The sequence below is a fragment of the Roseateles aquatilis genome (assembly GCF_002205645.1).
GTDB lineage: Bacteria > Pseudomonadota > Gammaproteobacteria > Burkholderiales > Burkholderiaceae_C > Roseateles > Roseateles aquatilis.
In genome coordinates this window covers 1,020,497-1,040,884 of the sequence record NZ_NIOF01000001.1, presented here as the reverse complement: position 1 = coordinate 1,040,884, position 20,388 = coordinate 1,020,497, and the positions used below count along the sequence as shown (strand labels likewise).

At 71.0% G+C, this 20,388-nt stretch carries 17 protein-coding genes; 7 read left to right on the top strand and 10 right to left on the bottom strand.

Annotated elements, in window-relative coordinates:
- Nucleotides 1–125: 125 nt before the first annotated feature.
- Nucleotides 126–1,592 (bottom strand): hypothetical protein, encoded by a 1,467-nt coding sequence (locus CDN99_RS04435; RefSeq protein WP_088382883.1) that lies wholly within the window; start codon nt 1,590–1,592, stop codon nt 126–128.
- 368 nt (nt 1,593–1,960) lie between these two features.
- Complete coding sequence (locus CDN99_RS04430) at nt 1,961–2,323, bottom strand: hypothetical protein (RefSeq protein WP_088382881.1); 363 nt, start codon at nt 2,321–2,323, stop codon at nt 1,961–1,963.
- Between the two features lie 102 nt (nt 2,324–2,425).
- Here CDN99_RS04430 and CDN99_RS04425 point away from each other — a divergent pair, with 102 nt between their 5' ends.
- The gene (locus CDN99_RS04425) at nt 2,426–3,469 is read left to right on the top strand and encodes an ATP synthase subunit B family protein (RefSeq protein ID WP_088382879.1); all 1,044 of its coding nucleotides are present in this window, start codon (nt 2,426–2,428) and stop codon (nt 3,467–3,469) included.
- 236 nt (nt 3,470–3,705) lie between these two features.
- Here CDN99_RS04425 and CDN99_RS04420 read toward each other — a convergent pair whose 3' ends face one another.
- On the bottom strand, nt 3,706–4,509 hold the full coding sequence (locus CDN99_RS04420; RefSeq protein WP_141100629.1) for an esterase/lipase family protein: 804 nt from the start codon (nt 4,507–4,509) through the stop codon (nt 3,706–3,708).
- Nucleotides 4,510–4,757: 248 nt separating this feature from the next.
- Between CDN99_RS04420 and CDN99_RS04415 the strand changes: the two genes are divergently transcribed.
- Together CDN99_RS04415 and CDN99_RS04410 are read left to right on the top strand one after the other, a co-directional pair.
- Nucleotides 4,758–5,036 (top strand): transcriptional regulator, encoded by a 279-nt coding sequence (locus CDN99_RS04415; RefSeq protein ID WP_088382875.1) that lies wholly within the window; start codon nt 4,758–4,760, stop codon nt 5,034–5,036.
- A gap of 8 nt (nt 5,037–5,044) precedes the next feature.
- The gene (locus tag CDN99_RS04410) at nt 5,045–5,461 is read left to right on the top strand and encodes a type II toxin-antitoxin system VapC family toxin (RefSeq protein WP_238139354.1); all 417 of its coding nucleotides are present in this window, start codon (nt 5,045–5,047) and stop codon (nt 5,459–5,461) included.
- On the opposite strand, the gene CDN99_RS04405 is transcribed toward CDN99_RS04410, so the two are convergent.
- The 5 genes from CDN99_RS04405 to CDN99_RS04385 form a co-directional block, all read right to left on the bottom strand.
- The gene (locus tag CDN99_RS04405; protein WP_088383412.1) at nt 5,458–8,808 is read right to left on the bottom strand and encodes an error-prone DNA polymerase; all 3,351 of its coding nucleotides are present in this window, start codon (nt 8,806–8,808) and stop codon (nt 5,458–5,460) included. The two genes, CDN99_RS04410 and CDN99_RS04405, sit on opposite strands and share 4 nt — an antisense overlap.
- 193 nt (nt 8,809–9,001) lie before the next feature.
- Nucleotides 9,002–10,519: a Y-family DNA polymerase gene (locus CDN99_RS04400; RefSeq protein ID WP_238139353.1), complete on the bottom strand. Its 1,518-nt coding sequence runs from the start codon at nt 10,517–10,519 to the stop codon at nt 9,002–9,004.
- Entirely contained in the window at nt 10,467–11,438 is a 972-nt protein-coding gene (gene imuA / locus CDN99_RS04395; RefSeq protein WP_141100628.1) for a translesion DNA synthesis-associated protein ImuA, read from the bottom strand. Before imuA ends, CDN99_RS04400 begins: the two co-directional genes overlap by 53 nt.
- 78 nt (nt 11,439–11,516) lie before the next feature.
- Nucleotides 11,517–12,860, bottom strand: coding sequence for a sensor histidine kinase (locus CDN99_RS04390; protein WP_088382871.1), 1,344 nt, complete (start codon nt 12,858–12,860; stop codon nt 11,517–11,519).
- The gene (locus CDN99_RS04385; protein WP_088382869.1) at nt 12,853–13,533 is read right to left on the bottom strand and encodes a response regulator transcription factor; all 681 of its coding nucleotides are present in this window, start codon (nt 13,531–13,533) and stop codon (nt 12,853–12,855) included. The genes CDN99_RS04390 and CDN99_RS04385 overlap by 8 nt, the downstream gene beginning before the upstream one ends.
- Nucleotides 13,534–13,818: 285 nt before the next feature.
- Between CDN99_RS04385 and CDN99_RS28050 the strand changes: the two genes are divergently transcribed.
- Nucleotides 13,819–14,766, top strand: a complete 948-nt coding sequence (locus CDN99_RS28050; RefSeq protein WP_141100627.1) for a glycosyltransferase family protein — start codon at nt 13,819–13,821, stop codon at nt 14,764–14,766.
- Here the strand turns inward: CDN99_RS28050 and kdoO are convergent.
- Nucleotides 14,648–15,589: a Kdo hydroxylase KdoO gene (gene kdoO, locus CDN99_RS04380; protein ID WP_202820219.1), complete on the bottom strand. Its 942-nt coding sequence runs from the start codon at nt 15,587–15,589 to the stop codon at nt 14,648–14,650. The genes CDN99_RS28050 and kdoO overlap by 119 nt on opposite strands.
- A 282-nt stretch (nt 15,590–15,871) precedes the next feature.
- Between kdoO and CDN99_RS04375 the strand changes: the two genes are divergently transcribed.
- Complete coding sequence (locus CDN99_RS04375) at nt 15,872–16,462, top strand: GNAT family N-acetyltransferase (RefSeq protein ID WP_088382865.1); 591 nt, start codon at nt 15,872–15,874, stop codon at nt 16,460–16,462.
- 66 nt (nt 16,463–16,528) lie between these two features.
- Here CDN99_RS04375 and CDN99_RS04370 read toward each other — a convergent pair whose 3' ends face one another.
- Nucleotides 16,529–17,182 carry a Crp/Fnr family transcriptional regulator gene (locus CDN99_RS04370; protein ID WP_238139386.1) on the bottom strand — a complete coding sequence of 218 codons (654 nt, stop codon included), beginning with the start codon at nt 17,180–17,182 and terminating at the stop codon, nt 16,529–16,531.
- A 285-nt stretch (nt 17,183–17,467) separates the two neighbouring features.
- On the opposite strand from CDN99_RS04370, the gene CDN99_RS04365 reads away from it, so the two are divergent.
- A complete protein-coding gene (locus CDN99_RS04365) occupies nt 17,468–19,414 on the top strand; it encodes an AMP-dependent synthetase/ligase (RefSeq protein WP_088383408.1) in 1,947 nt (648 codons plus the stop codon).
- Nucleotides 19,414–20,388, top strand: coding sequence for an ABC transporter ATP-binding protein (locus tag CDN99_RS04360; RefSeq protein WP_238139352.1), 975 nt, complete (start codon nt 19,414–19,416; stop codon nt 20,386–20,388). Before CDN99_RS04365 ends, CDN99_RS04360 begins: the two co-directional genes overlap by 1 nt.

The window sequence follows — 20,388 nt, the reverse complement described above, 5'->3', positions numbered from 1 at the left end:
TGCGCAGCCGGGCGCCGGCCGACGGTCCGATGTGACGTTACGCGCGTTGCGGCGGCGTCAGGAGGCCTGCAGACGCGCTCCCGCCCTCCGGCGGGCGGTGGCAACCCCCTAGGGCGGCGCCCGATTCAGGCTTGACGCGACTGCGGCATCAGCGCGTCGGCCTCGGCGAGGTAACGCCGCCGGGCCTGCTCGTCGCGCAGCTTGCGGGCCTGGACGCGGGCCTGCCGGACGAGGTCGGTCGCGGTGAAGGCGTCGCCTTCGTCCAGCGCATGGCGCGCCCACAGCAGCAGGAAGGCGCAGCGCTGATCCGCGGGGATCTGCGATTGGCGCGCGCGGCAGGCCGCCCAGCGCTGTGCCGCCAGCTCGCCATAGGACGACGCCGGCAGCGGCAGCCCCTGGCCGGTGGCCAGGCGCTGCAACGCGTCGAAACGGAACCCGCCCAGCGCCGCCAGGCGCAGCAGGAAGATCGTGTTGAGCAGCGAGCTGCGCCCGAGCTGCCAGCGCGCGCACAGCGCGTCGCTCAGCAGCAGCCAGCGCAGCGCGTCCTCGACGCCCGGCCCGTCGGTGGGCAGCAGGCGGGCTTCGGCGAGCTGGCCCAGCGCGTTGGACAAGTTGGCCGCGCAGACCTGCAGCGTGTCGGGCAGGCCCGCCAGCGAGGCATGGCGCAACGCGTCGCCCAGGCTGGCCAGCGCCTGCTGCGCGAGCGCCGCGTCGCCGCGCGCCACGGCCAGCTCGCGCAGCACGATGCCGCGCAGGTTGCCGTGCTCGCAGCGCAGCGACGAGTCGGTGGCGAGCACCTCGGGCTCGACCTCGTCCAGCTTGTCCAGCGCCGCCGCCGGCTGGCCGAGGCTGCCGTACCAGTGCCACGCGGCGAGGATCGCGACGCGGGCGCGCAGCTGGCGGCGCTCGGGGCGGGGGAATCGGGCGTTGTTGAGCGCCTGGCCGAGGTCTCGCAGCTCGTCCTGCAAGGCCGCCCAGTCGCCGAGCCGCCGCGCGATGCGGGCGCGACGCAGGCCCAGCGCCGCGGCGGCCGAGGCGTCGCCGTCGGGCACGTGCGGCGCGGCTTGCTGCAGCGCCAGCCGCGCGGGGTAAAGCTCGCCACGGTCGAGCAGGTAGTCGGCGCGGGCCAGCGCCTCGGCATAGGCCAGCGGCAGCAGGGGCTCGGCGGCGGGCGCCCGCACGGGGCGCTGCTGGCCGAGCCAGCGCGCGAGTTCCGCACCGGTGGCGGGCGTGCCCTCGATGTCGAAGTGGCACGTGGTCAGCAAGGCGGCGTTCAGCCAGAAGGGGCCGCTGCTGCGCGCGGTCGCTTCGATCAGCGCGGCCAGCGGACCGTCCGCCAGCAGCGCGAGCGCCCGCCACACCTGCGTGCGGTGCAGCTCGGCCATGCCCGTGATGCGCTGGCAGAGCTCGGCGCGGGTGCAGGGGCTGTCGATGCGCGCCAGCCCCTGCTCGTGCGCCTGCAACAGCGCGGCCAGCAGGCGCGGCAGCAGGCGGCTGCGCAGCTCGGGCAGGCCGTCGATGCGAAGACCGTTCGGCAGCAGCTGGATGCGGTGAGCAATCGCGACGGGGAGGGGGGCGGGGACGGCGGTCATCGAGGCGGGATTTTGCGCGGTCCGGAGGGGGTGTGTGACGAGGGTGGCGTAACGCGCGTTACGGCGGGAGGTTACGGAGGCGTGAGGAGCGCGTCGTCGTGAAGCTCACGTCGATATGAAGCCAATGTCGTGGTGATGCGCCTGTCGTCGTGATCCCCGCTTCGCCCGGAAGCTCACGTCGCCGTTCGGTGCGTTGGCCGCGAGAGTGTGGGGCCCGCGCCTTCGCGCCAACCCCACGCCCTCCCGTCCCCCGCGACCTCCGCATGCCACGGTTTGCCACCAGGGACGTCGACCATCCATGCTGGTGCTGGTGCTGGTGCTGGTGCTGGTGCTGGTGCCCGTGCCGTCAACGGGTTGGTGGCGGTGGGCTAGCGGTGCGGGCGCGGCGCGACCGTGTCGAGCGCCTCGCGCCAGAGGCCCGCGGTCAGGATGTCCTGCAGCGGTCGGTGCGCGCGCGTGTAGTGAAGCTCGGTGCCGTCCGGCACGTCCATCGTGGGCAGCAGCGCGAGCAGCAGGCGGCGCGCGGCGTCGAGGTCCTCGGCCTCGATGTCGATGCGCAGGAAGGCCAACGGCCGCATGCGACCCGGCGGCGCGTCGCCAAGGGATTCGCCCCAGCCGAGCACGCTGCCCGCGCCCGCTTCCCGCAGGGCGAGGTCCAACCGATCCTCGAGGCCGTGGTCCTCGGGCAGCGCGTGGGTGGGCAGCTTCAGGTAGACGAAGGCGGTCGACATGACCGGCGATTGTGCGCCGCGAACCCGGGTCGTGGTCGGCGGCGTCGCATCGGGTGCGCGGCTTGCCATGGCGATGCATCAACAACTCTTTTGGGGACGACCATGGTGTCGAACGAAGTCTGGCACGGCGGCGAGCGCGCCGTCGCAGGAGCAGGCGGACCCGTCGTGCGACCGACGGGTTCGGCCGTGTCGTGGGCGGCCGTGCTGGCCGGCGCGGCGGCGGCGGCGGCGCTGTCGCTGATCCTGCTGCTGCTCGGCGCGGGCCTGGGGCTGTCCGCCGCCTCGCCGTGGGCGGGAGAAGGTGCCGGCGCGAAGACGATCGGCATCGCCGGCATCGTCTGGCTGGCGGTCACGCAGCTCGCCGCCTCGGGCGTGGGCGGCTACCTGGCCGGTCGCCTGCGGGTGCGCTGGCGTGATACCGATCCCGATGAAGTGCATTTCCGCGACACGGCGCATGGCCTGCTGGCCTGGGCGGTGGCGACGCTGTTCACGGCGGCGGTGCTGACCGCGTCGGTCGGCGCGATCGTGGGCATCGGCGCGAAGGGCGTCTCGGCCGTGGCCGGCGCGGCGACGACCGCGGCCACGGCCACGGCGGCGGGCGCGGCGGCCGGATCCCAGTTGCAAGCTGGTGGGCAAGGGGACAGGACGGCTTCCGATCCGCTGGGCCGCAACGACCTGGGCTACTACGTCGACACGCTGCTGAGGTCGTCGCCCTCGGCCACCGGCACCGCTGCGACTGGCGCGACGCCGCCGACCGGCGCCAACCCGGCGACGCTGCGGGCCTGGCCGGATGCGTCCATGGTCCATGCCGACGGCAACTCGTCCGCCGAACTGAATCGCCTGCTGCTGCGCGCGCTTCGCGATGGCGGCAGCCTGTCGCCGGACGACTCCCGTTATGCGGCGCAGCTCGTCGCGCAACGCACCGGCCTGTCGCAGGCCGACGCCGAGCGCCGCGTGACCGACACGCTGCAACGCGCACGCGCCGAAGCACAGGCCCTGGAGACCAAGGCGCGAGAGGCGGCGGACGCGGCTCGCAAGACGGCGCTGCAGACGGCGCTGTGGATGGTGGTCGCGCTGCTGATCGGCGCTTTCACGGCGAGCCTGCTCGCCACCTTCGGCGGCCGCCAGCGCGACCGCATCGAATGAGGGGGCCGGCCTCGCCGCGCCATCGATTCCGAGATCAACGAACCGGAGACTTCACATGCGATCCATCCTGCTCTTCCTGCTGGGCGTGCCCATCCCGATCATCATCCTCATCGCGCTGATCCGCTGAAACAGCGCGAGTCACGACGGGCAAGACGCAGCGGAGGCCGCGAGTGATCGCGGCCTCCGCTTGCGTTGAGGGTCGTGAGGGCGTCGGCACCGCGCGGCGCCGACGCGGATCAGTTCGCCGGCAACGGCATCTGCGGCGCGGCCCCTTGCGCGGTGTACGGACGCCAGGCCCCAGGCGAATGCGCGAGCCGGTCGGCGACGACCTTCAACACCGCCGGGTTCCAGCACAGGCCGCAATGGCTGCCGTCGACCTCGACGTTCTCGATCATCGGATGGTCGTCGGGCTGCAGGCAGGCCTGCCAGGCGACGACGCCGTCGGATCGGCTGTAGATCGAGGTGGTCGGCACGTCGGGCGCCGTCAGCAAGCGAGCCTTGAAGGCGTTCTCCAGCACCGGCAACGTGCCGTTGACCCATCGGTAGATCAGGCTGACGTTGGTCTGCGCCGCCTCGCCGGTGATCGGCGTGCCGATGGTGATGACCTGCCGCACCGGTAGGGAGATGCGCTTGGCCACCTCGCGGGCGTAGATGCCGCCCAGGCTCCATCCGATCAGCGAGACCGGTTGGCGATGCGCGGCCACGAGGGCTTCGATGTCGGCGGTCAGCGTGTCCAGCCACAGATCGATGTCACCCGTCGGGCCGGTGTTGATGCCGCGGCCCCAGTCCCGCGCTTCGTAGCCCAGGCCGTGGCAGAAGCCGACCAGCGGCGCGATCGACTGCGCATCGGCCGCGAGACCGGGAAAGACCACCACCGGATGACCGTCGCCGGGCGGATGGCCGCTGCGGTCCATGAGGCGGCAACTGGCGTATTCCATCGCGGCGCGCAGCGGCTCGATGCCGAGCAGCGCCCAGGACGGGGACGAAATGACGGGCACCACGGCGGGCAGGGCGTCGGGAAGGGCGGTGATCGTTTTCATGGTGTCGGCCAGCCGCCCGGTGAGGTCGGCAGTGAGGCAGTTGATCCGATCATTCCTCATCGTCCGTGGCCGGGGCATCCCCACAAGGGCGCATGAACACGTGGGACTTGACCTACACCGAACTGACGTTCGGAACGCCGGTGCTTTATCGCACCGTCCTTTGACGGGAATCAGAGGGAAGGACGGATTTTCAGGATCGTCGCGGCCTAGGATTTCCAGCCTCATGCAGTTGCGCAAGGACAAGCGATATGAGCGTCGTGATGATCGATCTGTTGCCGATGACGGTGTCGCAGAAGCGCACCGTCAAACTGGAACGTTTGGTGCTGGACCACTTGAAGGTGCGACCGGGAGGGAAGATCGAAGTGGATCTTTTGGCCAACGGTTGTTGCGTCCTTCGCGGCGCTCGCACTGGGGATATCCGCGAGCTCTTCGGGCTACTCGCTGGCCGACCACGTGGCCGCGAGGGCGAGGTGTCCATCGAGGAGATGAATGACGCGATCGCACGCGGGTGGGCGGGGGAGCCATGAAGGTCGCGGTGGACACGAACGTCCTGGTGAGGATCATCGTCCGGGACAACGTCGAACAGGCACAAGCGGCCATGCGCTTGTTTGCCGATGCCGAGCTCGTCGTGATTGCCGTGGCGTGTCTCTGCGAATTCGCCTGGGTGTTGGGACGCTCGTACCAGTACGGCGCACTCGACATCGCGAGGGCCATTCGATCCATCGTGGCGAAGCCGACCGTCAAGGTGAATCAAATGGCCGTTGATGCTGGATTGGCTATGCTCGATCTGGGTGGGGACTTCGCGGATGGCGCCATTGCTTGTGAGGGCCGGATCTCTGGTGGACAGGTCTTCATGACATTTGATAAGGCGGCCCTCCGGAGGTTGTTGGCGTTGGGAGAGTCGGTCGGATCACCTCACAGTGCGAGGGCGAAAACCCAATTCGCCGCCTAATGAAAATCCCGGCTCTCCGTCCTCAACCGCCCCAGCATCGGCGTCAGGTCCTCCAGATGTCCGGCGATCAGGTTGCGGACCTCCCCGCTGCGCTGCCACTTCCCCCGCACCGCCATCAACCGCGAATGCAGCATCACCAGCCGCTGTCGCTGCCACAGGTCGCGATGCACGATCACCTGGATGTCGCCGGTCTCGTCCTCGAGCGAGATGAAGATCGTCCCCTTCGCCGTCGCCGGTTGCTGCTTGACGGTGACGATGCCGCAACCGCGGACCGCGCGGCCGTTGGGCATCTCGCTCAACTCACGCGCGGTCATCAGGTGGCGCTCGTTCAGCAGCGGGCGCAGCAGGGACAGCGGATGGCGCCGCAGCGTCAGGCCCAGCGACGCGTAGTCGAAGACGATCTCCTCGCCTTCCGGCGCCTGTGGCAGCGCCAGGAAGTCCTCCTGCACCGGCGCTGACTTCAGCAGCGGCGGCGGCGCGTGCTGCGCGGCCGCGTCCCAGACCTGCTGGCGGCGGTGGCCGCTGATGCTGGCGAGCGCGTCGCCCGAGGCCAGCAGCGTCATCTGCTGCTGGTTCAGGCCGGTGCGGCGCGCCAGGTCCTCCGCGTCGTCGAAGGCGCGGCCATGGCGCTCGCGGCGGATGAGGTCCGCCGAGGCCTTCTGCAGCCCCTTGACCAGCCGCAGCCCGAGACGCACCGCGATGCCACCGTCCGCGGGGCGAGCGTCGGCATCCGTCCCGGCGGGCTCGGTCGCGTCAAGCCCACCATCGACGTTGCCGTTGCTGCTCCCAGCGCCGTCACCATCGCCCGCGATCGCCTCGGCCAGCAGCTCCGCCGCCATTTCCTCCTCGTCCAGCATCGCGTCGAACTCCGCGTTGCCGTCCTCGGCTTCCTTGCCACGTTTGGTGCCGCGGATGACGCGCCCGTCGATCCGCTCCAGCGTGCAATCCCAATCGCTGTGCATCACGTCGGGGGGCAGCACGGTGACGCCGCTGCGCTTGGCGTCCTGCACCAACTGGCTCGGCGAGTAGAACCCGAGCGGCTGCGCATTCAGCAGCCCGGCCAGGAACTCCGCCGGCCGGTGGTGCTTGAGCCAGCTGCTGGCGTAGACCAGCAGCGCGAACGACGCCGCATGCGACTCGGGGAAGCCGTACTCCGAGAAGCCCTTGATCTGCTCGAAGATCTGCTCGGCGAAGGTCTTGTCGTAGCCGCGCGAGGTCATGCCCTCGACGATCTTGGCGTAGTACTTCTCCAGCCCGCCCTTGCGTTTCCAGGCCGCCATCGAGCGCCGCAGATCGTCCGCCTCGCCGCCGGTGAACCCGGCCGCGACCATGGCGATCTGCATCACCTGCTCCTGGAAGACCGGCACGCCCAGCGTGCGCTCCAGGACCGGCTTCAGGCCCTTGGGGTAGACGACCGCCTCGCGCTGCTGGCGCCGCTGCAGGTAGGGATGCACCATGCCGCCCTGGATCGGACCGGGCCGCACGATCGCGACCTCGATGACCAGGTCGTAGAAGTTCTCCGGCTTCAGCCGGGGCAGCATGCTGCGCTGCGCGCGGCTCTCGATCTGGAACACGCCGATGGTTTCGGCGCGCTGGATCATCCGGTAGGTCGCCCGGTCCTCGGCGGGGATGTCCTGCATCTCGAACGGATACCGCTCGCGCTTGCCGACAAAGTCCAGCGTCTTGCGGATCGCCGTCAGCATGCCCAGCCCCAGCACGTCGACCTTGAGCAGCCCGACCGCGTCCAGGTCGTCCTTGTCCCACTCGATGACGGTGCGGTCCGGCATCGACGCGTTCTCCACCGGCACCATGCGCGTGAGCGGACCGTGCGTCAGCACGAAGCCGCCCGGATGCTGCGACAGGTGGCGCGGGAAGCCGAGCAACTCCTTCGTGATCGCCACCAACTGCCGCACCGCCAGATCGTCGGCGTCCAGGCCGGATTCGCGCAGCCGCTCGGCGTCGATGGTCTGGCCGTCCCACCACTGGTGATTGCCGCAGAGCGTGTCCAGCACCTCCGGCTCGAAACCCAGCGCCTTGCCCACGTCGCGCAGCGCGCTCTTGACCCGGTACGAGATCACCACCGCCGCCAGCGCCGCGCGCTCGCGGGTGTACTTGCGGTAAAGGTACTGGATCACCTCCTCGCGGCGTTCGTGCTCGAAGTCGATGTCGATGTCCGGCGGCTCGTTGCGCTCCTTGCTGATGAAACGCTCGAAGAGCACCTGCATGCGCGCCGGGTCGACCTCGGTCACGCCGTTGCAGTAGCAGACCACCGAGTTGGCCGCGCTGCCCCGGCCCTGGCAAAGGATGCCCTGCGAGCGCGCGTACTGGACGATGTCGGCGACGGTCAGGAAGTAATGCTCGTAGCGCAGGTCCTCGATCAGCGCCAGCTCGCGCTCGATCTGCTCGCCGGTGTCGGCCGGGATGCCTGCCGGCCAGCGCCGCGCCGCGCCCGCGTAGGTCAGGCGGCGCAGGTGGCTGGTCGGGGTCTCGCCGTCGGGCACGACCTCCGAGGGGTACTGGTAGCGCAATTCGTCGAGATTGAATCTGCAGCGATCGGCCACGCGCAGCGTCTCGGCCAGCAGGTCGGGGGGGAAGCTCAACGCCAGTCGGCCGCGATGGCGCAGATGCCGCTCGGCGTTGCGGTCCAGCGCCTGGCCGCAGTCGGTCAACGGCCGGCCCAGCCGGGTCGCGGTCAGCACGTCCTGCAGCGGCTTGCGGCTGCGCACATGCATCAGCACGTCGCCCACGGCCACCAGCGGAATCGCGCTCTGCGCGCCGGCCTCGCGCAGCCGCAGCAGGCGGATCTCGTCGTCGGCGCGTTGCGGCTGGTCCACGCCCAGCCAGCACCGGCCCATGAAACGCGACAGCAGCCAGCTCGACAGCGCCAGCAGTTGCTCCGCCGTGGCGTGGCGGTCGGGACAGGCGACGACGACGCAGTCGTCCAGGGCCCGTGGTCCGATGTCGCCGGGCGTGCAGCGGTAGCTGCCTTTCTCCGACGCGCGCCGCAGCCGCGAGATCAACTGGCACAGGTTGCCGTAGCCGTTCAGGTTGCAGGCCAGCACGATCAGCGTGAAGGGGTGGCCGCAGTCGATCTCGATCTGGCTGCCGACCAGCAGCTTGAGCTGGTGCGCCTTGGCCGCGACATGCGCGCGGACCATGCCGGCCATGCTGCACTCGTCGGTGATCGCGAGCGCGGCGTAGCCGAGCGCCTTGGCGCGCTCGGCCAGTTCCTCCGGCCAACTGGCGCCCTTGAGAAAACTGAAGTTGCTGACGCAGCGCAGCTCGGCGTAGTCGGGCAGGCCGTCGGACGGCGCGGCATCGGGCCCGGTGTCGCTCCCGGCATCCATGCCGGTGTCGTCACCGGGGCCTCGGTCGATGTCATGCCCGAGGTCATACTCGATGTCGCGCGCCATGTCGGGCCCGATGTCGCGCCCGGCGGGCGATTCGTCCGATGCCCGGGCGGCATCGCGCCGGGGACCGCGGGGACGGTCCTCCGAGCCGGGAGGGTGTGCGGGGTCGGTGGCCATCGTTGATGCCGCCTCAGGCGTAGACGCCGTGGAGGAACCAGGCGTCGTCGTCCTCTTCCTTGCCTCGGTGTTGCCGGAAGATGGCCAGCACGCCGGCGTGCTCGTTGACCGCCACCCAGTAATCGCGCGTCACGTTGCGGTGACCGTGCGCGAGCGCCTTGGCGTCTTCGTTCGGCGCCATCGAGAGGAAGGCTGGCGTCTGCACGGCGCCCGGTGCCGGCCTCGGCGCGGCCGCGGCTTGCTCCGCCTCGGTGGGCGCGCGACGCGGCAGGCGGTCCCACCAGCCACCCTCGACGCGGTCGGGACCGATCAGCAAGGTCAGCGGTCCCTGGTAATGCGGCCGATGATCGCGCAGGGCCAGGCGCAGCGGCGGTTCCAGCAGGAAGGTGGGCTCGGGCGCGCAGGGGGCCGGCGCCGCGGCCGGGCGACCGATGCCCCGGCCCGGGCTCGAACGCGGCCCGGACGCGGCCCCCGCTCCCGATCCCGCCCCCGACCCGGAGGCGTCCACCGCGGACCGCCAGCGCGTCATCCATTCCAGCCGGTGATCGTCGCCCGGCGCCGGCTGCAGCACCCGCGTCGGACCCAGCCGCGCGGCGATGCGTTCCAGCGTCAGGTACAGCGTCTCGCCGGTGCGCACCACGTCGGGCAGCAGCGAGCCGCTGTCCTCGGCCAGCGGCTGCACGCCGACGGCCTCCAGCCGCAACTCGCCGACCGGCGCCAGCAGCCGCGTCTTGGCGAGGTGCTCGGCCATCAGCCGGCAGAAGTGCTCCAGCTCGCGGATCGGCTCGGCGGTGCGCAGGGTCAGGCTGCCGCCGTCGCCGGCGTCCTTGGCGCGCATCGAGTCGTGCACCCAGTGCAGCGTCACGCCGGTGGCGCCGGCATGGCGCGCGGCCAGCCAGCCGCACAGCCGCATCAGCAGCGGCCGGGCGCAGGCCAGCAGCGCGGGCGCGTGGTCCTCGCGGCTGGGCAGCTCGACGCGGGCATGGAAGTCCTCGGGCAGGACTTCCCAGCGATGCGCCTCGGGCCGCAGCGCATAGGCCTGGTCCAGCATCGTCAGCAGCGCTGCGCCGAAGCGCCGGCTTACCGCGCCGCGCGGCAGCGCCCGCAACTGGCCCAGCGTGTTGATGCCGGCGCGGGTCAGCGGCTCGGCATGGGGGACGGCGGCGCTGAGCGCCATCAGCGACAGCGGATCCAGCACCGCCTGCAGCAGCCGTTGCCCCAGGTCGAGCACGCCGCAACGCGCCAGCGTCAGCGCGGCGGTGGCGGTCGGCGCCCAGCCGATGGCGGCCACGCCCAGATCGGGCGCCTCCACGCCGATCCGCGCCTTGAGCGCGCTCAAGCCGCGGAACAGCCGCAGGCTGGCCGCCACCTCCATGACGACGGCGTCCTCCATCAGCGCCACGCGCGGCGTGAACTGCAGGCACCAGACCGCCAGGCCCGATTGCGCCTCCGGACAGATGCCGGGCGGCGTCTTCGGGTCATCGGCCGGCGTCGGCGGACGAGGCGAAAGAATCAGGGCGACCCACAACATCGTGCAACTCCGGGAAGAAAGAGGCGGCGGCCGCCACGGCCATCGGGGCCGGGGCGGACACCGGGGCGGATGCCGGGCCCCCGGCCGGCGCGTGCGAGGGCGACGGGACCGCGACCGGGGCCGGCACGGGCCGCATCTCGCTGGGTCGCATCACGCGCGGCGTCAGCACCAGCGCCAGCCCGCCGGGGACGGAGGGCAGCCGCAGCGGGGGCTCGTGCGCCGGCCCCTTGCGCTTGAGGACGCGCACGTGCAGCGCCCAGTCCACGTCGATCGTGGCCTCCAGGCGCAGCGGCGCCGGCGACGGGTCGTGCCGGGCCTCCAGCGGCCGGAACAGGAACACCGGGCCCTCGAAGGACTGGGCCAGCACCTGCAGCCGCCGCAATTGCTCCGGCGCGGCCTGCGGCACCCAGGCCAGCACCGCGCCGGCGGCGTTGGACTTGATCAATTGCTCGGCGCACCAGAGCCGCTCGGACGGTGCCTGGGCCTGGATCCAGACCACCCGATGCTCGTCCAGCCCCAGGTGCATCAGCCCGGGCAGGTGAGGGCGCTTGGGCGGTCCGACCAACACCGCCGGCGCGCCGCGTTTCACGACGCCGCGCAGCGCCGGCCCCACCAGCCGCCATTCGGCCAGCGAGAACTGCGGCATCAGCACCTCGGTCAGTTGGCGGGCGGGCCAGCCGCCGCCGGGCAACTCGGCGTCCAGCGCCTCGAAGCCGCTCGGCCAGACCGTGTCGGTGCCGCGCCCCAGCGAATCGCCGCGCCACAACGCCCCCGCCACCGCGGGCGGAATGGGCGTGGGCGGCACCCGCAGCACGTGGCGGGAGGCGTCCTGGGCAAGGTTCTGTGTGGGGGAGACCGGTCCGTCGTCACCGCCGCGGGACGGAGAGGGGCGATCCTCCCCGGCGGGCAGGGATGGCATGGCGAGTCAGCGAATCTTCAATACTGTATTTGCATACAGTATAGGTTGACGGCCGACTCGTCCAGGGGTGCTTACAACTCAACCGGGCAGGGTGTCCGGGGAAGCGGGGGCGTCGGCTGCCGTGGCGGGCATGACCGCGAACTCCAGCACGAAGCGCGTCCCGCCCTGCGCGGGGGCGTCCAGGCGGACGGTCCAGCCCAGATGCTCGGCGACGCGCTTGACGATCGCCAGGCCCAGCCCGGCGCTGCCGGCGCCGGCCGGGTCGACCTGCATGAAGCGGTCGAAGATGCGGTCGCGCACGGCGGCCGGGATGCCGACGCCGGTGTCTTCGACGACGGCGCGGCCGGCCTCGAGCCGGATGTCGACGCGGCCCTGCTCGGTGAACTGGCAGGCGTTGCGGATCAGGTTGCCCAGCGCGATCGCGGCCAGCTCCGGACGGGCCGGGACTTCCAGGTGGGCGGCGTCCGGGTCGGCATGCAGCGTCATCTCGACGTCCTTGCCCTTGAGCAGCGGCCGGCAGCGGTCCATCTCCTGGCGCAGCAGCGGCAGCAGCGCGGTCGGCGGCGCGCCGATGCTCTGCGGGTCGCGCGACAGCAGCAGCATCGCGACGACGCGCTCGCTGGTGTCGGCGGCGGTGCGGCGGATGCGCTCGGCCAGTTCGACCAGGTCGTCACGGCCGGCCAGGCGCGCCTTCAGCACTTCGGCGGCGCCGAGCACCACCGCCAGCGGCGTGCGCAGCTCATGGCTGACGTCGCCGGTGAACCAGCGCTCGCGGTCCAGGTAACGCTGCTGCGCCTCCGTCTTGGCGGCGAACGCACGCGACAGCACGCCCAGTTCGTCGGTCGAGTCCAGCAGCGGGTAGTCGCTGGGCGTGGCGCCGGTCTCGACCGCCTGCGCCAGCGCGGTGACGGGCGCGACGATGTGGCTGGCCGTCAATTGCGCCAGGAACAGCGCCAGTCCCAGGCAGGCGACGAAGGCCAGGCCCAGCAGGCTGTAGACGCCGGCCTGGATCTTGGCGAAGTCGGCGTCGCTGTCGGTCAGCACGAAGAGCGGGCCGAGGTCGTCGCGGATCAGCACGTTGACCGAGATCCCGTCCTGCGGGAGCGTGTACTTGCCGGGCGGCTGGCCGCGCAGTGGCGCCGGGATGTCGCTGCCGCGGTAGAGCGTGACGCTGGGCGGCAGGTCGGGGGGCAGGCCCTGGCGCGCGCGCTCGACCAGGGAGTCTGCGGTACGGCTCAGGCGCTGGTCGATCAGGCGGTCCTCGATGCTGGAGGCGATGCGCACCGCGGCCACCGCGAAGGCGCCGCACACCAGCAGCGTCAGCAGCAGGAAGGCGGCGGCGACGCGGGTGCGCAGCGTGGTCGGCGCGGCGGTCGATCGCGCGCGGCGCGCCGCGCGCGCCTCCCCCCGCGTGTCAGGCATCGGGCAACACGAGCCGGTAGCCGATGCCCGGATGCGTCTTCAGCAGGGGGACGGGGAAGGGTTTGTCCAGCACCGCGCGCAGCGCGTGGATGTGGGTGCGCAGCGCGTCGCTGTCGGGCGGGTCGTTGCCCCAGACCTCGCGCTCCAGGTCCTCGCGGCGGACCAGCTTGGGCGCCTCGCGCAGCAGCGCGGAGAGCAGCTTGTAGCCGGTCGGCGTCAGCTGCAGCGGCTTGCCGGCGCGGGTGGCCTCGAGCGTGTCGGGATCGAAGTTCACGTCCGCATAGCTCACCGCGGTGCTGAGCTGCAGGCCGTGGGAGCGGCGCACCAGCGCCTGCAGCCGGATCTCCAGCTCGACCAGCGAGAAGGGCTTGACCAGGTAGTCGTCGGCGCCGCTCTCGAAGCCGGTGACCTTGTCGGCGATGGTGTCGCGCGCGGTCAGCATCAGGATCGGCGTCGGGCGGCGGAAGTCCTTGCGCAGGCGGCGGGCCACGTCCAGCCCGTCCAGGCCGGGCAGCGTCAGGTCCAGCACGATCGCGTCGTAGGAGCCGGCGGCGGCTTGCGCCAGTCCGCCCAGGCCGTTGCGCGCCACGTCCAGTTCGTAGCCCATCGGCTCGAGATAGGCGAACAGGTTGGCGACGATGTCCGGGTTGTCCTCGATCACCAGCACTTTCATCGCGATGCTCTCGTTTCCCGCGGCGCAGGGCGCCGCGTCGGTCCGTCGAAACGGGGCGCCGGGGCCCCGTGGCCAGCGCGGGCGAACAGGGCCCGCGCCAAGCCGGAGATGGTATGCCAGCAGAGGAAGGGGGACCTGTCGCGGGGCTGTCGTTCGCTGACTGATTCCAGTCGGACGCCCCCGGGATCCGTCATCGCATCCTCGATTTCTACCTGCAAGGCGGATTGGCGCCATGCGATCGCATCTGTCGAATGCTCGCTTCCGCAATCGACAGGAGACGCAGGCATGGACATCCAGGTGGTGTGCGTGAGTTGGGGCACGCGATACGGTCCCGAGGTGGTCAACGGCCTGTGCCGGGCGGTGCGGGCACGGTGCTCGCGACCGGTGCGGTTCGTGTGCATCAGTGACCGTCCCGCGGCGGCCTACGACCCCGGGGTGGACGGCCGCCCGTTCCCCGCGTTCGCCCGGTTGCTGCCGAGCGTGGGCTGGGGGTGTTTCCTCAAGCTGAGCATCTTCGCGCCCAACCTGCTGGATCCCGACCTGCCGACCATCTATCTGGACCTGGACACGATCGTGCGCGGCGACATCGCGCGACTCACGGACGAGTTGACGCGGCACGGCGGGTTGCTGATGCTGCGCAATCACATGACCCCCACCTGGCGGCTGCCGTTCCCGCTCTGGCCGGGGGCGTACTACTTTGGCAATTCGTCGGTGATGGCGTTTCGTCCCGGCGAGTTCACCCACATCTTCGAGCGCTTCAACGAGGCGTCGCTGGAAGATGCGCGGGGTCGCGTGCCCGGCCACCTGCGTACCGACGACCGCTTCATCAGCCGCGCCGCCCGTGGCCGCTTGCGCGTCTTCTCGACGGGCCTGGCGGTGAAGTTCGCGCAGGAATACGTCTCCGCCTGGCCCGCCTGGCAGCGCGTCAAGTCAGCGCTGCCTTGGGTTCGACGGCGTCGGCGGGATCAGGTCGCCGTCACCTTCGCCGGATCGGCCTTCAAGCCGGAACGGCTGGCGATGGTCGAGCCCGGCGAGGTGCTACACCACAAGGGGCGGCGCGTGTACTGGGCGACGCCGGAGTTCTCGGACTACTTCCGGGCGCTGCGGGAGGAGATCACCCCACCAGCGGCCGGGCGACCAGCCGCTCCAGCGTGCGCAGCGGGGATTCGGCCGGGCGGGCCATCGACTCGACCGGCAGGTGGAAGGTCTGCTCGAACACGTATTGACCCTTGAGCGCGGCGTGGGACACCTGGTCCGTGTAGACGATCCAGGTGCTGCCGGCCGGGAACTCGAACAGGCCGTCGGTCATCGACGCCTGGTAGGGCAGGTCGGCCTTCATGCCGTCGTGCAGGCCGAGCATGTAATGGTCGTAATCGCTGCGCAAGCTCTTGGTGATGTGCAGCGCCTGCATCAGGCGGTGCTTGCCGGCGAACGGGCGGCCGACGCGGGCCAGGAAGCGCTCGGCCACCGCGTCGAACGGCTGGCCGACGCGCCACAGGCGGCCGGCGCCGGACGGATTGACGTTGCTGAACACGCGCAGGATGCGCTCGCCGCCGGTCGGCGAGGACGGGAAGCTGTCGACGTGCAGCCGGGTGTCGTCCTTGCGCCAGGAGGTCTGGCGGCCCGCGATCTCGGCGGTTCGGTAGCTGGTGCGGGCCTGGCGCAGGCCGTCGCGGTAATGCGGCAGCAGGCGGTGCAGCAGTTCCAGCGAGTGCTGCGCATATCGCGCCATCACGTCCTGCAGCAGCGCGAGCGTGGCTTCGTCCGCCTCGCAGCCGCGCAGGCGCTGGTTGCGCGGGTCGTAGCTGATGTTCTTGCCGCCGCCGCCCAGGTCGGGGCGCAACAGTTCCCGCTCCTGGCCCGTCAGCATGAACGGCAATGCCGGCATGAACAGCACATGGCCGCCCTCCAGACAGGCGGTGGCCTTGTCCTGCACCGCGTCGGGCAGCGGACCGGCCCAGCTGTCGACGGGCAGCGCGACGATGTCCGACAGGACGGGAGACGACGCGGGCTCGGTGCGCGGGGGGGAAGAGGAGGAAAAAGAGGTCGCGGTCACGGGGGAAACGTTATCGGTAACGACGTTTGCTGTTCGTATGGGAGAGGTGAAGGGTACGTGAATTGAAGGGAAAGCGAGAGAGCTGCGCTCATAAAACCTGTTGGCAATCCAGGAAACGGTCATCACGGGGACTTGGCGCTCGGGTCGGGAACCGCGGCCGGCAGCGGAGCGGGCGGTGTGCCGTTCGCTGACGCGTGATGCAAGTCCGGTGTTCGGTTCGACGTGGCTGGCTGCGATGGGCCTTGAAATCGGGCGAAGGCGCATAATGTGCGGGTTAACCCTATGCCTGTTCACGCCTCCCTCCTCCCGGCGGTCGCGCGGCTCACCGAGACGCGACGGCTGACGCTCCGCCCACCCGAGGCGGCAGATGCCCGGACCTTCCGCGACCTGCTGTCGGACCCCGCGAATCGCCGATTCGGTTCGGGCGGTCCGGCCGTGTCCGAGCGGCTGGAGTTGTGGCGCGCGCAGTGGGCCCGCGACGGGCTGGGGCCCTGGGCGGTGGCGCTGCGCGATCAGCCGTCGCTGGGCGCGATCGGATTCGGCGGGCTGAGCCGCGGCCGGATCGGCGGTGCACCGGCGCTGCTGCTGGAGTTCCACTTTCTGTCCGACTTCTGGGGCCGCGGTTATGCGGCCGAGGTGTCGCTGACGGCGCTGGCGCTGGCTTTCGGCGCGCTGCGCGCGAACGCGGTGCAGGCGTTGCTGGCGCCGGGCAACACGGCGGCACGCAAGACGCTGGAGCGCGTCGGCCTGCGGCTGACCGGCTCGGTCGCCGACCATCCCGGCGAGGCCGCCAGCCTGCTCTACGAGATCAACGCGGCGCAGTACGCCGCATGCCCGCCGCAGCAGCCGGAAGCGACGCCGTTCGGGGCCTGAGCGCCGGCGCCATCGTGGCCGCGGCCTTCGCCGCGGTCGAGGTCGTGATCGCGATCGTTCCCGCGCTCATTGCGGATACACCCGCAGCCCCGCCAGGTCCAGCACCCTGAGCCCGCCGTACTCGACGGCGATCAGGCGCCGCTCCTGCAGATGGCGCAGCGCCTCGTTGACGCGCTGGCGGGACAGGCCGACCAGGTGTCCCAGCTCCTGCTGCGTGATCCGCAGCAGGCCGTTGACGCCGGGATACAGCTGCGGATGGAAGAGCGCCGCCAGGTTGCGCGCCACGCGCAGGTCGGGATCGCTCTGGCGGTCGATCTCGCGCGCGGCGATGAACTGGCCGAGCCGCTCGTTGAGCTGGTTCAGCACGTAGCGGTTGAACGCGAGGCTGCTCTCCAGCAGCTCATGGAAACTCTCCAGCGGCAGCCCCGCCACCACGCTGCGCCGCAGCGCCTGGATGTTGTAGCGGTAGACCTCGCGCTTGAGCAGCGTGCCTTCGCCGAACCAGCCGCCCGGCGGCACGCCGGTGAAGGTCACCGGCCGCTCCGCCGCGTCGTCGTTGCTCATCTTCAGCAGACCGTCGATCACGCCGAACCAGAAGTTGGCCTCGCGTCCGATCCGGCAGATGCGCTCGCCCACCTCCACGTCCACCGCCTGGATGCTGGAGGCGATGCGCTCGCGCTGCTCGGCCTCCAGCGTCTTGAGCCAGGGGATGGCCGCCATCTCCTGCGCCGTCGCGGCGCGCGCGCGCAGCCGCAGGGGCTGCGTCGGCGGGGGAGGAGCGAGGGGCGAGCGAAGGGGGGCGTCGGTGCGGGCGTCCATCCCCCATTCATCGCCCCCGCGCTTGACATCAACCTGACGAGACCCCCTGGGGAAAACGCGCCCCCGTGCTGTCCCTAGGAATGTCGGCGCAACGACAACATGACGTCAAAGGCCGTCCTAGGATGAGCCCAACCGCACCACCACGACGCCGTCAGAGCGCCGGGCGAGATGCACAAGGAGACGACGGTGGAACAGACTTTCCCCCGACTGCTGCTGGCGCATGCCGGCCAGCGGCCGCGCGCCCCGGCGCTGCGCGAGAAGGAACTCGGCATCTGGCAGACGCTGGACTGGGCCGCGCTGGCGGCGCTGGTGCGCGAGATGGCGCACGGCCTGGCCGCCGCCGGACTGACGCGCGGCCAGCACCTCGTCGTCATCGGCGAGAACCGGCCCCGGCTCTACGCCGCGATGCTCGCCGCGCAGTCGCTCGGGGGCATTCCGGTGCCGCTGTACCAGGACGCCGTCGCCGCCGAATTCGTCTTTCCGCTGCAGAACGCCGAGGTCGCCTTCGCCATCGTCGAGGACCAGGAGCAGGTCGACAAGCTGCTCGAGATCCGCCCGCGATGCCCGGCGCTCAGCCGCATCTGGTTCGACGATCCGCGCGGCCTGCGCCATTACACGGCCGAGGGGCTGGCCTCGATCGACGAGCTCCGCGACGAGGGCCGCGCGCACGCGGCGCGGCACCCCGGCCTGTTCGAGACCGAGGTCGAGGCCGGCCGCGCCGCCGACGTCGCCGCGATGTTCTTCACCTCCGGCACCACCGGCCATCCGAAGGGCGTGGTCCACACGCATGCGTCGCTGATCGACCGCGCACAGGCCGGCGCGCGATTCGACAAGCTCACGGCCGACGAGGAGGTGCTCGCCTACCTGCCGTGCGCGTGGATCGGCCAGAACATCTTCAGCTACGCGCAGTGGCTGGCCTGCGGCTATGTCGTGAACTGCCCGGAGTCCGCCAGCACCGTCAGCATCGACCTCAAGGAGATCGGGCCGACCTATTACTTCGCCCCGCCGCGTGTCTTCGAGGGCCTGCTGACGCAGGTGATGATCCGCATGGAGGACGCCGGCAGGCTCAAGCGCTGGCTGTTCGCGCGCTGCATGGCACTGGCGCATCGCGTCGGGCCGACGCTGATGGATGGTCGGCCGGTGGGCGCGGCGGACCGGCTGCTGTACCGCCTCGGCGACCTGCTGGTCTACGGCCCCTTGCGCAACACGCTGGGGCTCTCGCGGGTGCGCGTGGCCTACACGGCGGGGGAGGCGATCGGGCCGGACCTGTTCAGCTTCTATCGCTCGATCGGCATCAACCTGAAGCAGCTCTACGGCTCGACCGAGACGGCGGTCTTCGTCTGCCTGCAGCCGGACCACGAGGCCAGGGCCGACACCGTCGGCGTGCCCATCGATGGCGTCGAGATCCGCCTGGCCGACAACGGCGAGATCCTGGTGCGCTCGCCGGGACTGCTGCAGGGCTATTACAAGAATCCCGAGGCGACCGCCGAGGTGCTGGGCGAGGACGGCTGGTACCGCACCGGCGACGCCGGTTTCCTCGATGCCGGCGGGCATCTGAAGATCATCGACCGCGCCAAGGACGTCGGGCGGCTGCGCGGCGGCGCGCATGACGGCGCGATGTTCGCGCCCAAGTATGTCGAGAACAAACTGAAATTCTTCGCCTTCATCAAGGAGGCGGTGGCCTTCGGCGACGGGCGCGATCACGTCTGCGCCTTCGTCAACATCGATGTCGAGGCGGTCGGCGACTGGGCCGAGCGGCGCAACCTCGCCTACGCCGGCTATACCGACCTGGCCGGCAAGCCGGAGGTCGTCGCGCTGATCCGCGATTGCGTCGAGAAGGTCAACGCCGACCTGGCGCGGGACGAGCGCCTGGCCGGCAGCCAGATCACGCGCTTCCTGGTGCTGCACAAGGAGCTCGACGCCGACGACGGCGAGCTGACCCGCACTCGCAAGGTCCGCCGCGGCGCGATCGCCGAGAAGTACCAGGTGCTGATCGACGCGCTCTACGAGGGGCGCGCGACGCAGTTCATCGAGACGGCGGTCCGCTTCGAGGACGGCCGAGCCGGCAAGGTGTCCGCCGAGCTGCGCATCGAGGACGCCCGCACCTTCCCGCCCGCCCGGAGGGCCGCCTGATGACCGCCATCGCCAGCGGCGCCGCCCTGCCCACATTGCCCATGCCCGCCGCCCCGCCCATGCCCGATGCCACGGACGGCGCCGCCTTCCACCGCGCCACCCACGATCCCGCCCCGACCCCCGGACCGGAGACCGCGGCCGGCGACGGCGCCGCGCGGCGACGCATCGGCGACGTGCTGCTGGAGGTGGGCAACATCTCGTTGTCCTTCGGCGGCGTGAAGGCGCTGAGCGACATCAGCTTCGATGTCCGCGAGCACGAGATCCGCGCCATCATCGGCCCCAACGGCGCGGGCAAGAGCTCGATGCTGAACTGCATCAACGGCGTCTACCAGCCGCAGCAGGGCCGCATCCGGTTGCGCGGCGAGGACGTGGGGCGCCTGAGCCCGCGCATCCGGCAACGCCGCATGGCCGAGATGGGCGTGGCCCGCACCTTCCAGAACCTGGCGCTGTTCAAGGGCATGAGCGTGCTGGACAACATCATGACCGGCCGCAGCCTGCACATGCGCCGCAATCTGCTGTGGCAGGCGCTGCGCGTCGGGCCGGCGCTGCGCGAGGAACTGGCGCAGCGCGAGAAGGTCGAGCGCATCATCGACTTCCTGGAGATCCAGGCCTATCGCAAGACTCCCGTCGGCGGCCTGTCCTACGGCCTGCAGAAGCGCGTCGACCTGGGCCGCGCGCTGGCCATGGAGCCCCGGTTGCTGCTGCTCGACGAGCCGATGGCCGGCATGAACGTGGAGGAGAAGCAGGACATGTGCCGCTTCATCCTCGACGTCAACGACGAGTTCGGCACCACCATCGTCCTGATCGAGCACGACATGGGCGTGGTCATGGACATCAGCGACCGTGTCGTCGTGCTGGACTACGGCCGCAAGATCGGCGACGGCACGCCGGCGCAGGTGCGCGCCAACCCGGAAGTGATCCGTGCCTACCTGGGCGCGGACGAGTCCGGCGCGGCGCCTTCCCCCTCCCTCTGA

Coding starts and splice junctions, on each gene's coding strand:
- CDN99_RS04400 (WP_238139353.1), bottom strand. CDS start 10,519: ATGTTGTGGGTCGCCCTGATTCTTTCGCCTCGTCCGCCGACGCCGGCC.
- CDN99_RS04385 (WP_088382869.1), bottom strand. CDS start 13,533: ATGAAAGTGCTGGTGATCGAGGACAACCCGGACATCGTCGCCAACCTG.
- imuA (WP_141100628.1), bottom strand. CDS start 11,438: ATGCCATCCCTGCCCGCCGGGGAGGATCGCCCCTCTCCGTCCCGCGGC.
- CDN99_RS04390 (WP_088382871.1), bottom strand. CDS start 12,860: ATGCCTGACACGCGGGGGGAGGCGCGCGCGGCGCGCCGCGCGCGATCG.
- CDN99_RS04360 (WP_238139352.1), top strand. CDS start 19,414: ATGACCGCCATCGCCAGCGGCGCCGCCCTGCCCACATTGCCCATGCCC.
- CDN99_RS04435 (WP_088382883.1), bottom strand. CDS start 1,592: ATGACCGCCGTCCCCGCCCCCCTCCCCGTCGCGATTGCTCACCGCATC.
- CDN99_RS28050 (WP_141100627.1), top strand. CDS start 13,819: ATGGACATCCAGGTGGTGTGCGTGAGTTGGGGCACGCGATACGGTCCC.
- CDN99_RS04370 (WP_238139386.1), bottom strand. CDS start 17,182: ATGGCGGCCATCCCCTGGCTCAAGACGCTGGAGGCCGAGCAGCGCGAG.
- CDN99_RS04415 (WP_088382875.1), top strand. CDS start 4,758: ATGAGCGTCGTGATGATCGATCTGTTGCCGATGACGGTGTCGCAGAAG.
- CDN99_RS04425 (WP_088382879.1), top strand. CDS start 2,426: ATGGTGTCGAACGAAGTCTGGCACGGCGGCGAGCGCGCCGTCGCAGGA.
- CDN99_RS04430 (WP_088382881.1), bottom strand. CDS start 2,323: ATGTCGACCGCCTTCGTCTACCTGAAGCTGCCCACCCACGCGCTGCCC.
- CDN99_RS04420 (WP_141100629.1), bottom strand. CDS start 4,509: ATGAAAACGATCACCGCCCTTCCCGACGCCCTGCCCGCCGTGGTGCCC.
- CDN99_RS04375 (WP_088382865.1), top strand. CDS start 15,872: ATGCCTGTTCACGCCTCCCTCCTCCCGGCGGTCGCGCGGCTCACCGAG.
- CDN99_RS04405 (WP_088383412.1), bottom strand. CDS start 8,808: ATGGATGCCGGGAGCGACACCGGGCCCGATGCCGCGCCGTCCGACGGC.